Annotated in this window: 9 protein-coding genes; 6 read left to right on the plus strand and 3 right to left on the minus strand. The window is 56.0% G+C overall.

The genetic code is table 11. The features are described from left to right. Positions 1-117 precede the first annotated feature (117 nt). The 3 genes from DKW72_RS02260 to DKW72_RS02270 all read left to right on the plus strand — a co-directional run bounded on the left by DKW72_RS02260 (position 118) and on the right by DKW72_RS02270 (position 6,132). On the plus strand, positions 118-1,233 hold the full coding sequence (locus DKW72_RS02260) for a Fic family protein (RefSeq protein WP_111640677.1): 1,116 nt from the start codon (positions 118-120) through the stop codon (positions 1,231-1,233). Between the two features lie 3 nt (positions 1,234-1,236). After that, positions 1,237-4,485, plus strand: coding sequence for a type I restriction endonuclease subunit R (locus DKW72_RS02265; protein WP_111640678.1), 3,249 nt, complete (start codon positions 1,237-1,239; stop codon positions 4,483-4,485). Between the two features lie 102 nt (positions 4,486-4,587). Then, positions 4,588-6,132: a tannase/feruloyl esterase family alpha/beta hydrolase gene (locus tag DKW72_RS02270; RefSeq protein WP_198411188.1), complete on the plus strand. Its 1,545-nt coding sequence runs from the start codon at positions 4,588-4,590 to the stop codon at positions 6,130-6,132. A gap of 172 nt (positions 6,133-6,304) precedes the next feature. On the opposite strand, the gene DKW72_RS02275 is transcribed toward DKW72_RS02270, so the two are convergent. Next, positions 6,305-6,523 (minus strand): phosphatidate cytidylyltransferase, encoded by a 219-nt coding sequence (locus DKW72_RS02275; RefSeq protein WP_269777873.1) that lies wholly within the window; start codon positions 6,521-6,523, stop codon positions 6,305-6,307. 153 nt (positions 6,524-6,676) lie between these two features. On the opposite strand from DKW72_RS02275, the gene DKW72_RS02280 reads away from it, so the two are divergent. The 3 genes from DKW72_RS02280 to DKW72_RS02290 are packed head-to-tail and all read left to right on the plus strand — an operon-like array spanning position 6,677 to position 11,054. Beyond that, the gene (locus DKW72_RS02280) at positions 6,677-9,085 is read left to right on the plus strand and encodes a TonB-dependent receptor (protein ID WP_198411190.1); all 2,409 of its coding nucleotides are present in this window, start codon (positions 6,677-6,679) and stop codon (positions 9,083-9,085) included. 11 nt (positions 9,086-9,096) lie between these two features. After that, complete coding sequence (locus tag DKW72_RS02285) at positions 9,097-9,801, plus strand: response regulator transcription factor (RefSeq protein WP_111640680.1); 705 nt, start codon at positions 9,097-9,099, stop codon at positions 9,799-9,801. Further along, positions 9,801-11,054: a sensor histidine kinase gene (locus DKW72_RS02290; RefSeq protein ID WP_111640681.1), complete on the plus strand. Its 1,254-nt coding sequence runs from the start codon at positions 9,801-9,803 to the stop codon at positions 11,052-11,054. Before DKW72_RS02285 ends, DKW72_RS02290 begins: the two co-directional genes overlap by 1 nt. Positions 11,055-11,106: 52 nt before the next feature. Here DKW72_RS02290 and DKW72_RS02295 read toward each other — a convergent pair whose 3' ends face one another. Beyond that, positions 11,107-12,051 carry a phosphatidate cytidylyltransferase gene (locus tag DKW72_RS02295; RefSeq protein ID WP_111640682.1) on the minus strand — a complete coding sequence of 315 codons (945 nt, stop codon included), beginning with the start codon at positions 12,049-12,051 and terminating at the stop codon, positions 11,107-11,109. Continuing rightward, positions 12,048-12,644, minus strand: coding sequence for a lysophospholipid acyltransferase family protein (locus tag DKW72_RS02300; protein WP_111640683.1), 597 nt, complete (start codon positions 12,642-12,644; stop codon positions 12,048-12,050). The genes DKW72_RS02295 and DKW72_RS02300 overlap by 4 nt, the downstream gene beginning before the upstream one ends.

Below are 12,644 nucleotides of genomic sequence, written 5' to 3' on the forward strand. Positions count from 1 at the left end.
GCGGCTGTAGGCCCGGTGACTGTTCAAAACCGCGTAAATCTGAGAAGATGCCTTATGAATCGCTCAAAAAAGGCGATTTTTGAGCGAGTTATCTTCTAACCCGTCGGGAGTGCTGCCATGGCGCTGAGCATCCGCGAACACTTTCAACCCCGGGGGCCGCTGGAGACCCCGGCGGTGTTGCGGGCGCTGGTGGCGGCCCATCGGCATTTGGCGGAGCTGAAAGGCGTGGCCCGCAGCATTCCCAACGAGCGGCTGCTGGTGTCCACCCTGTCCCTGCAGGAGGCGCAAAGCAGCTCGGAAATCGAGAACATCATCACCACCCAGGATGCGCTCTACCGCTATCAGGTACAGCCCGGCTCGGTGGACCCGGGCAGCAAAGAAGTGGCCTGGTATGCCCAGAGCCTGGAGGTGGGTTTTCAGGCCGTGCGCGCCTCCGGCCTGCTGCGCCTGAGCACCATTCTTAAAGTGCAGGCCACACTGGAGGGCAACGACGCCGGCTTGCGCCGCACCCCCGGCACCGTGCTGAAGAACGAGCGCAGCGGCAAGGTGGTGTATGAACCGCCCTCGCCGGAGCAGCTGCCCGCCCTGATGGACGAGTTGGTGAACTGGATTCATGCCGCCGATACGTCGGCTGAAAATGACCTGGACCCGCTGGTGCGCATGGCGGTGATGCACCATCAGTTTGAGACCATCCACCCGTTTTACGACGGCAATGGACGCACCGGGCGCATTCTCAATATCCTGTTTTTGGTGCGTGCCGGCCTGCTGGATTCGCCCATCCTGTATTTGAGTCGTTACATCAGCCAGACCAAGGCGGATTACTACGCCGAGCTGCAAAAGGTACGGGACAGCGGCGAATGGGAGGGCTGGTTGCTCTACCTTTTGCGTGGCGTGGCGGTAACGGCGCGCCACACCACCGCTCTGGTGGAGCAGATCGCCCGTTTGCTGCAGAAACAAAAGCATGACATTCGTGCCCGTTACAGGTTTTACAGCCAGGATCTGATCAACAATATTTTTTATCACCCCTATACCAAAGTGGCTTTTGTCGAGCACGACCTGGGCGTGTCGCGCGCCACCGCCACCCGTTATCTGGATGAGCTGGCCAAAGGCGGCATTCTCGACAAGCACCGGTTGGGTCGCGAAAACTACTACATCAACCGCGAGCTGGTGCAACTGCTGTTCAACCTGCCGCCCCTGGACATGCCACCTTTGGATATAAAGGGAGCGCCCTAGCCGATGCCGAACTTCCTGTCTGAAGACAACATTGAACAGGCCATGGTGCAGCGTTTGCAACACCTGTATGGCTATGACGTGCTGGACTGCTACACCTGCGATGCCGCGGATCTGAATGATGGCTCGGGGCGCGCGCACAAGCGCGAAGTGATCCTGCGCGATCGCCTGAAAGCCGCGGCGGTGCATCTGAACCCAGACATACCCGAAACCGCCATCGACGATGCGCTGGACCAGGTCTGTGAACAACGCCAGGCCATGGCCATCATGGTGGCCAACCGCGATCTGGACAGCCTGATCCGGGACGGCGTGCGGGTCGACTTCAAAGACAATTACGGTCGTAACCGCAAAGAGCGAGTCACGCTGATTGACTTTGAGGCGCCGGAGAACAACCACTTTCTCGCGGTGACCCAGCTATGGATTCAAAGCACCGGCGCGGCGGCCAAGGCGGGCTATCGGCGGCCGGATATTCTGCTGTATATCAACGGCTTGCCATTGGTGTTTATTGAGCTGAAGAACTCCAACGTCAAACTGCGCAGTGCCTACGACGATAACCTGACCAATTACAAGGCCGACATCCCGCAGTTGTTTCTCACCAATGTGTTTTGTGTATTCAGCAACGGACTCGAAACACGCCTGGGCAGCCTGAGCGCCGAGTGGGAGCACTTTTTCCATTGGCTGCGCCCGGAAGACGAGAAGGAAAAGATACGCCGCGAGCAGATTCGCGAGCAGGGCACCAGTACCGAGCGCTTCCTTCAGGGCTTGTGCGCCAAGGAAAAGCTGCTGGACTATGTGGAAAACTTTGTTATTTACCACAAGGGCACGCAGAAAATCATTGCCCAGAACCACCAATTTATTGGGGTGAACAAGGGCTTCGACAAATTTCTGCGCCGGGGTGAGTTCGGGGGCAAGCTTGGCGTATTCTGGCATACCCAAGGCTCGGGCAAGAGTTTTTCCATGATCTTCTATGCGCGCAAGATTATCCGCAAGGTGGCGGGTAACTATAGTTTTGTGGTGGTAACCGACCGCGACGACCTCGACCGGCAGATTTATCGTAACTTCCTCAATACCGAAACCGTAAAAAAGGCCGATGCCGCCCAGCCTAAAAATAGCGAACAAATGCGCGCCTTTCTTGGCCAGAACAAGAAGCTGGTGTTTACCCTGATTCAGAAGTTTCGCTGGCCCAAGGGCAAGCGCTATCCGGTGTTGTCGGACCGCGACGATATTATTGCAATTGTGGATGAGGCGCACCGCACCCAGTACAAATCCCTAGCCGAGAACATGCGCGCCGGCCTTCCCAATGCTCAGTACCTGGCCTTTACTGGCACACCGCTGCTGGGGCGCGAACGCAAGACCAATGACTGGTTTGGTGATTATGTATCGGAATACAACTTCAGTCAGTCCATGGACGATGGCGCCACGGTGCCGCTGTTCTACAAAAAGCGTGTGCCGGAGGTGCTGAATCAGAACGAGGATTTGAGCGACGAATTCTACGAAATTCTGGAAGACGAAAACCTTGAAGAGGCGCAGCAGGAAAAACTGGAGCGGCGCTTTGCCACTGAGTTGCAAGTGATAAAGCGCGATGACCGGCTGGAGACCATCGCCCGGGATTTAGTCTACCACTTTCCACGCCGGGGCTATCTGGGTAAAGGTATGCTGATTGCAGTGGACAAATTCACCGCTGTGAAGATGTATGACAAGGTGCAGCGCTTATGGAAAGAAGACATCAAGGCGCTGCGCGGCGAAATTAAAAAGACGCCAGATGAGGTCCACAAGGCGCGCCTGCAAAAGCGCCTGGAGTGGATGCGCAAGGTGAAAATGGCGGTGGTGGTGAGCGCCGAAAATGGCGAGGAAGAAAAGTTCGACGCCCAGAAGCTGGATATTCGGCCGCACCGAAAGCGGATGGACCAACTTGATGCCCACGGGCACGATCTGGAATACAACTACAAGGACCCGGAGCACCCACTTCAGCTGGTTTTTGTGTGCGCCATGTGGCTGACCGGCTTCGATGCTCCAACCGTCTCCACGCTCTACCTCGATAAGCCCCAGAAAGACCACACCCTAATGCAGACCATCGCCCGCGCCAACCGGGTGAGTTCGCACCGCATCAACGGTGTGGAAAAAACCAACGGAGAGATTGTTGATTATTATGGCGTGATTGGTCGCCTGAGAAAGGCCATTAAGGATTATGGTCAGGGGGATGACGGGGGAGACGAGCCGCCAGTCAAGGATAAGGACGAACTATTCACGCTGTTAACCGATGCGATCGAGCAGGCACGCCTATTTTGTGCCGAGCGGGATATTATTATCGACACGGCGTTGGCAGCCGACGATGTGTTCAAACAGGTCGGGCTGTTTAACGAATGGGCAGATACACTGCTTGTGAAGGACGAATGGCGGCAATCCTTCAAGGTGTTTGAGAACACCATTACGGCGCTTTATGAAGCCTGCAAGCCGGAGATTTTGGGTGACCCTGTTGTTCGGAAAGTGGCCCTGTTCCAATACCTTCGTGGTGTTCTGGATAGCATTATCGAGCAACAGGACATTGACTCGGCCACCCGGAAAATCAACGAATTACTTGATGAAAGCCTGGTTGTTGATGGCCAGAAATTTGGCCAAGTCAAAGAGAATCCGGCAGACTGGAAGATCGAACAGAAAGGCAGGACTTGGGATCTGAGCAAAGTCGACTTCGACAAACTCAAAGAGGATTTCAAGCAGGCCAAGTACAAAAACATCGAGATTGCCGATTTGCGCGCCTTTCTGGAAAAGAAACTGCAGGACATGCTCAATCAAAACCGCACCCGCCGCGATTTTGCCGAGCGCCTGCAGGAAATCATCGATAATTATAATGCGGGCAGTAGCTCGGCGGATGAGTCTTACGCCCAGCTGATGGAAGAGATGGCATCCTTAAAGGAAGAAGAAAGTCGACATATCCGTAAAGGGCTTACTGAAGATGAACTGGAAATATACGACCTTCTCTGTAAAGAAAATATGACCAAAGCCGAGGAGAAGAGAGTGCGCCTCGCTGCCAGAGCGTTACTCAAGCGCCTTACCGAGGAAAAGCCAAAAGTACTAGTGCAAGACTGGTACAAAGACAGTCAGACCAGGCTTGCTGTGCGTGATGAAGTGGGTGCAGTGTTGGATGAACACCTTCCAGAAGAGAGCTATGACAAGAACCTATTTACACAGAAGCGTGACCGCGTTTTTGAATTGACTCTCGACCTGGCTATCAATCACCAAAGGTGGGCGGCATAGCGGTCAACATATCTGACAAACCTAGCCAATGAGAAGAAATGCCTGCGCTCTGCCTTGAGGTATGTGAAGCAGCAATAATAAGGAACGAAGTTAATGAACCGATTGACGATTGCACTAGCAGCGTTGGCTGTCGTGGGATGTGGGGTAGACGGCTTTTCCGGCGGCGACACAACGGCGGCCGAGAACTCCTGCTCGGCATTGACTGGGCTTGAAATGGCGAACACCGAAATCACCAACGCAGAGGAAAAACCGGCCGGTTCATTCAGCTTCGGCGCCGGTCCCGATAGCGCCGGGGTTGAGCTGCCCGACCATTGTTATGTCGAGGGCATTAGCAATGAGCGCACAGGGGCGGATGGCAAGACCTATGGCCTCGGTTTCGCGCTGGCCATGCCGGCGGATTGGAACGGGCGCTTCCTGTTTCAGGGTGGCGGCGGGCTGAATGGCACCGTGCACCCCCCGCTTGGCGCCAATGCCGCTGGTGACACGCCGGCGTTGGTGCGCGGTTTTGCGGTGATTTCCACCGATGGTGGACATAAGGGGCAGGGCGGTTTCGATGCGTCTTTTATGGCCGATCAGGAGGCTGCGCTCGATTTTGCCGGACAGTCGGTGGCCAAGGTGACCGAACTGGGCAAGGAGATTGTGCAGGCTTATTACAGGCAGGCGGCGCATCATACCTATATTTCCGGCTGCTCGACTGGGGGGCGCGAGAGTATGTTGGCCGCGCAGCGCTACCCCATGCTGTTCGACGGCGCTGTGGTCGGCGCGCCGGCCATGCGCACGGGGCATTCGAATTTCGCCCTGCGTAAGGCGGTCGTGGCCTTTAACGAGATAGCGCCCCGTGACGACGAGGGAAATCCGCAGATCGGCCGCGCTTTTTCTACTGCAGAACGCCGCGCGGCGCATGACGGGCTTCTGGCGCAATGCGACGGTCTGGATGGCCTTGAAGACGGAGTGGTCTCCAATGTCGGTGGCTGTGACTTCGACCCCAACCTGCTGGTCTGCGAGGAAGAGGGAGACGATTCGTGTATCTCACAGGCCCAGGCCGACGCGCTCGACAAGGCTTTCGCGCCACTGGTCAACAGCGCCGGCTACGAGATCTATCCCGCCTTTCCCGTCGATACCGGCATGATCCAGGGGAACATGACCTATATTCCGGGTGAGAATTTCTTCTCGCCCGGCGCCAGCGCCCAGCAAACCGAGATCGATATCGATGCCGAAGATGCACGGCTACGCGATGATCCGATGCAGGGGCGCACTGACAGCTATAACTGGACCAACTTTTCTACCTTCCTCGATCGCGGTGGAAAGGTCCTGTTCTATCACGGCGTCAGTGACGCCTGGTTCTCGGCCTTCGACACCCTCGGGTTTTATCAGCGGGCCGGCGAAGCCAATGAGGGCTGGAGTGATGCCAGTCGGTACTATCACGTACCCGGCATGGGCCATTGCGCCGGTGGGGCCAATACCTACGATTCCTTTGATCTGCTGAGCGCTGTCGTCGACTGGGTGGAAAACGGCGAAGCGCCGGGCGATGTCATCGCCTCGCGAGAAGAGCCGGAGCCCGCCAGCCGCAAGCTCTGCGCCTATCCGGAGTACCCGCACTATACCGGTGGGGACGAGGCATCGGCCGATAGTTATGAGTGCCGGTAGAGAGCCGCCCATTTGAGAGTACTTGTTCATCTATGCCATCAAAGTGTCGGGCAACTGGCGGTGTTCTTTGAGGTTCGGGGATGATGAGGTTCGCTTGCTCGCAGAGACCATTGAGAAGACCCTTGAGCGTACTCGTCCACTTCGTTTCGGCTGTGCGTCAACAGCTGTCGTGCTAAGGCACATAAAAATAATGCACCAGATGGAAAAACACCGGTGCCGCAAAACACACCGAATCCAGCCGATCCATTATGCCGCCGTGGCCGCTGATCATGCTGCCCCAGTCTTTGGCGCCCAGGCTGCGCTTGACGGCGGGCATGACCAGTCCGCCCAGGAAGCCCATGATGACAATCACCAGGGAAATGGCAGCGGCGTGCGCCGACCTGTTCTCCAGCTATACTGAATGCGTGGATCAGAAGAGGTGCGTCCTGTCCGGCCCACCGGCCATGGTGTGTTCACCTTTTAGCGACGTTTTAGTCACATGGGTGCTGTTAACCTCCCACCGTTACATTAATCAATGGCGGTCGATTCTCGGAGGGATAGCAATATGAGCAGGCTATTGAGCAGTATGGGGAGACATTTGAGACAGGTATTGTGGTTAACCCTGTCGATGCTCCTGGTTGGATTTTCACTGGTGGCTCACGCCGCCGAGGCGCCCGGGGCGCTGACGATCATTGTGAGGGATCAGACCGAGCGGCCACTTTCCGCCGCGGAAGTTACGATAACGCGACGGGAAACCGGCGCCACGCAGTCAGTGGAGACCGACGCACAAGGCCGTGTCGTCGTAGAACAGCTCGACCCCGGCCTCTACTCGGTAACCGTCGATAGCAGCGGGTTTGCTACGGCGTTTGAGCCCAGCATACGTGTGCTAACCCGCAAAAATGTCCAGGTTGGCTTCGCGCTCAGGCCGCAGACTATTGACGAAGTGCTGGTTCGGGCACGGCAGGTAAATAGGTCTGCCGCTCTATCAGCTTCCAGCACTTATATCGATAGAGAATCCTTGCGAAGTGCTGTTGGCGGTGGCGCAGACCCGCTCCTCTCGCTGGACGGTTTGCCCGGCCTGGCGTCCACCGGTGAATTCGCGAGCTTTAGCGTACGCGGCCGTGGGCCAAGAGATAACCTGTTATTTGTGGACGACTTTCCCTTTGATAAAGTGATGCACTTTGATGCATCGATAGGTGAAAACGAAGATGTCAGTGGTGGCGGTCGTTTCTCGATTTTCGCGCCGAACGTTATTAGTGGTGCCGAGTTCTCGCCGGGCGGGTGGGGCCCTGCCTATGGTGGTCGATCGGCATCGCTACTCAAGTTGGAAGTCGCCGGCGGTAACCCAAGCCCTTCAGCAAGCCTGCGCCTTGACCTTGCAGGCTATGAGATTGGCTACGACGGCCCCGCAGGTATCACTGAAGGCGCAACGATGCTCGTTTCTGCTCGACGATTGGACTTCGGTGCTTTATTTGAAACGATCGACGAACTGGATATTGGTGAGCCCATTTTAAGAGACATTATCGTAAAGTCGGTCATTCCCATTAATGAGAACCACACGCTCGAAGTTTTACTGATAGATACGCACGAAGACTATACTCGCGACGTGACTCATGTTTTTGAATCACCCAACTTTGAAGATACTTCACTTCAAGATTCTGAACAGGATAGTGACCTTTACGGGCTGACATTGCGATCACTGATCGGTGAATCATCGGTTTTGACCAATAAAATTTATTACCGGAATAGCGACAAGATAAGCTCTGAGGGCGAAGCGTTTCCTGATCTCGTGCCCGAGGGGGCGCCCGCGTCCAGTTTTCCTGTGCGCGAGAACATTATTACCATCAGTGAAAGTGAAACGGAAACCGGCTGGCGAAGTGATTTGGAGACAGTGAATCAATGGGGTGTCTTCAGTACCGGTGTCCGGTTAACCCAAATAGAGCTCGGTTATAGCACTGTCCTGGATGGCGATTGGAACCGATTTGTTTACGATAGCGGTGATTTTAGGCCGGACCCCGAACAGCGCTTTATTGTCCTGACGCCTGAGAATATCAACGCTTCAGTGAATCGGAAAGAAACCAGCTATGCTGGGTACGTAAACCAGGTTTTCGACCTTGATGCTTGGAGCTTTGGAGCCGGCTTGCGGGTCGAGCGGGACGGTTTCTCCGATGAAAGCTTCGCGTCACCCAGGTTCAGCGTTAACTGGCAGCCGAGCAGAAAGGTTCGATATTTTGCGACCGCCGGACTCTTTCATCAATCGCCACGGTTTTTAGAACTCGCCGCTAACGAGTCAAACAACCTCGGGGCCGAAAGAATTATGCATAAAAGTATCGGTTTAAAATATTTCCTGAACAACGATTGGTCGGTGTTGACGGAGGCCTATCACCAAGACCTCGATAACCTGGTAGTGGACCTTGATCGAACAAACCGTACTTTCGCTAACATTGGTGAAGGTACATCGTACGGTGTCGATTTTGTGGTGAACGGTGCGATTCGCGAAGGTCTTTACACGACCGCCACTTACTCCTACAACGATATCGTCATAGATCGGCAGGATGGTCGTGGCGCTCTGCCCGCCGACTTCAGCCGGAAGCATGTCGCGACCCTGGGCCTGACCTGGGAGGTTACTGACCGCTTGAAGGTTGCGGGGCGTTACAAATATCTCTCTGGCAGGCCAGACGAAGAATTTATTATTCACTCAGACGTGCTGGGGCCCGGACAGCCCATGCGATACTCAAAAGAGATCACAGCGAGCAATGTCGGTCGCAGAAGCGGTTACAGCTTGCTGAACGTGCGGGTTGACTATCGACGCGCATTCGGTCCCGTTGATGTTACAACCTTTCTCGATGTTATTAACGTAACCGCATCGTCCTCGAGTGACGATTCCGAATTTGACTACCGCCGAGGCGTTGTGGTGAAAGACGAAAGTGAAGCCGAGCCGCTGATTGGTCTGCGGCTGGACTATGCTTGGTAAGGGGGTAGGGGATGGTGCGAAAACTTGGTGAAGTTCCGATTAGAGCGTTGATTGTCGAAGACAATCGCGATATTTCCGGGAACATTGCTGCGTACCTTGAAAAACACAGTTATGTGCTTGATTTCTCCTATGACGGCATAAGGGCCATGCACCTGGCGTTATCGAATAGGTACGACGTTATTGTGCTGGACTTGATGCTTCCAGGGATGGATGGTCTGAGTTTCTGCCAAAAACTGCGCGCTGAAGGCGCGGTAGGAACGCCCGTGCTTATGCTGACGGCGAGAGACACGCTTGACGATAAGCTCAAGGGGTTTGAGGCCGGAGCCGATGACTATCTGATCAAGCCATTCGCATTGCAAGAGCTGCATGCGCGACTACAGGCGCTGTGCAAACGCAGCCACCGAAATTCGGACAACCTGTTAACGGTGGGTGACCTGACGATGAACCGGTCCACGCGGCAGGTGCATCGCGGGGGGCGGCGCGTCGATCTCACTCCTGCGGGAATGAGGCTACTAGAGCGACTGATGGAGGAGGCGCCGTCTGTCGTGACCCGCGATGATCTCGAAACCTTGTTGTGGGCTGACGAACGACCCGATGGTGATGCGCTTCGCTCGCACTTTTACCGGCTACGTCAGGCTATCGACGGCCCGTTCGACAGGCCGTTAATTCATACGGTGCATCGCATCGGGTACCGAATTGCAGAGGACGAGCAGTAATGTACCGGCGCAGTTTGCGTAAACGGGTTGCGGTTGCATTTGGGATATGCGTCGCAGTGCTCAGCGTGGTCTGGGGGTTCGCTTTTTTTGCTGCGATCAGATTGAGCGAAGACCGTGTGCTGGTGAATCAGCTACAGCGTGCTGTTGAGAGTTATCCTGCTCTGACGATGAACCCTCGTGGATATGCTGAGGCTAGTAGCCTGCCGGAATCAATCCGTGAGTGGGGGGAGGCTGCACCTGATGAGGGAGTGTACGAGTTTACGACCGAGGATCTGCATGTTGCGGTAATCGCTGTCGACAATGAACAGCAACGCGCATTTGTGGTTTTCGATGTTGCCGGGATTGAAGCAGAGTCTTCAGAAGATTGGTGGTGGCTGCTCCTTATCACCAGTGTCGTGGGTACGCTGGGGGCGCTTGGTTTCGGGCTGGGAATGATTGTGATGCGTAAGGCGGTCGCTCCTGTCGCACAGCTCGCGAAAATAGTCGAGGGCATTGACCTGGAAAATCTGTCGTCTGGCGATCATAAGCGTATTGAGTTAAGTCGGTTCGGGGATGATGAGGTTCGCATGCTCGCAGAGACCATTGAGAAGACCCTTGAGCGTATCGGTGCATTTATTGCCAGGGAGCGATACTTTACCGGCTCAGCCAGTCATGAATTGCGCACGCCGATTACAGTGATAACAGGCGCGCTTGAGTTGCTGGAGAAAAGCGATCTGTCGGCGGCTGATATGGCGGTGATCGATCGGGTGAGGCGTTCGACCAAAGACATGCGAACCACGATTGAGATGTTCTTGTGTCTTGCTCGCGAAACCGACGAAGGATTGTACCAGGAGCAATTTTTAGTGATGCCACTGGTCAGGCAGGCGATAGATCAGCAGCGTTACCTGTTGAACGACAAGTCTGTCGATGTCGATATCGACTTTATCAATGCCGACACCGATGATCGACCTAGCCCCATCGCGTGCGGACATGCGCAGGCTTTCACTATCGCGGTCAATAATCTCGTGCGTAATGCGTTCGAGCACACGCTCGATGGACAGGGTCCGATCACGATTTACCTCGAAGAGCACGCGTTAGTTATTACTAACAAAGTGCGCAGCGAAGCTGATAAGCAGCATCCACCGATCGAGACCTCACCGCCAAACGGGTATGGTCTGGGTCTGGGTATCGTTCAACGGCTGTGTGAGCGCAATGGTTGGTCGTTTTCGCTGCACGTAGACGGGACGCGTGTCAACGCCCGCTTTTCTTGGTGACCGGATAGGTACCTGTCCACGTCGTTTCGGTTGTGCGTCAACAGCTGTCGTGCTAAGGCACATAAAAATAATGCACCAGATGGAAAAACACCGGCGCTGCAAAACACACCGAATCCAGCCGATCCATCATGCCGCCGTGGCCGCTGATCATGCTGCCCCAGTCTTTGGCGCCCAGGCTGCGCTTGACGGCAGACATGACCAGTCCGCCGAGGAAGCCCATGATGACAATCACCAGGGAAATGGCGGCGGCGTAGGCGGGTGCGAAGGGGGTAATCCACCACATGGCGGTGCCCACGCCCACGGCCAGGGCGCCGCCAAACACCAGGCCCTCGACGGTTTTGGAGGGGCTGACCACCGGGGCGATTTTGTGTTTGCCCCAGAGTTTGCCGCAGACGTATTGCAGGACGTCGCTGATTTGGACCACCAGCAGCAGGTACAGCAGCAGCAGGGCGTTTTGCCCGGTAAAGCCGGGAATATCCAGAATCAACAGCGCCGGTACATGGCTGACGCAGTAAACCACCACCATGACACCCCATTGGATCTTGGCGGTCCGCTCCAGAAATTGGTCGGTGTTCTGGGCCAGGGCCGAGAGTGAGGGCAGCAACAAAAACGCGTACACCGGAATGAAGATGGTAAAGAAGCCGTACCAGGCGTCGTAAATCGACCAGAACTGCACAGGAATAATGACGAAGAAGGCCACGAACAGCGCCCGATGGTCATTGGGGCTGGTGGGCGTCAGGGTCAGAAATTCCCGCAGGGCCAGGTACGACATCAGCGCGAAGAGGACGATCGTGGTGGTGGGCCCGAGCAGAAACGCGATCGAGAAAATGCCGATCATGACCCACCAGGCATTGACCCGCTGCTGCAGATTGAGCACGGTTTCCAGTCCATTCTCACTGCGGACCCGGCGTTTCAGTACGAAGCCAATCAGTGACGCCAGGGTCAGTAGTGCGACGATGCCGCCGATTAACCAGACAAACTTTTCCATTGGGGTCATGCCAGCTCCTCCACAGCCTGTCGGGCGCGGGCCAGAAAGGCGTCTTTATGTTCTTCGGGTAAACGGCCCAGGGGCTCGCCAAAGCGTACGGTGCAAATCAGTGGCACCGGCAGCAGGGCACCCTTGGGCATGCAGCGGTGCAGGTTTTCCAGATACACCGGGATCAGTTCCGCGTCGGGAAACTGCTGGGCGAGACGAAACAGGCCGGACTTGAATTCGCCCGGCAGGCGTTGGGGGCGACGGGTTCCCTCCGGGAAAATGATCAGCGAGTCGCCTTGCTTCAGTGTGTCAATCAGGGGTGTCAGGGGGTTGCCGCCCTGACCGGGTTGGCGCTCCACCAGCACCGCGTTCAGGCCTTTGAGCGCAATCGAGCGGCGCAGCGCCGTCTTGCCCCAATAGTCGGCGGCGGCGACCGCGTGGGTGTGTTTACGCAGGGCCGGAGGCAGGGCGGACCAGATGGCCAGGGTGTCGATATGGCTGGTGTGATTGGCGAAATAGATACGCTGGCGGGGATGGGGTTCGCACCCCAACCAGCGCGGCGTAGCGCCCATCAGCAGACGCACCAGAAAGACGAGGCAGCGGGACAGAAACAT

The sequence above is a fragment of the Marinimicrobium alkaliphilum genome (assembly GCF_003259155.1).
Taxonomy (GTDB): domain Bacteria; phylum Pseudomonadota; class Gammaproteobacteria; order Pseudomonadales; family Cellvibrionaceae; genus Marinimicrobium_A; species Marinimicrobium_A alkaliphilum.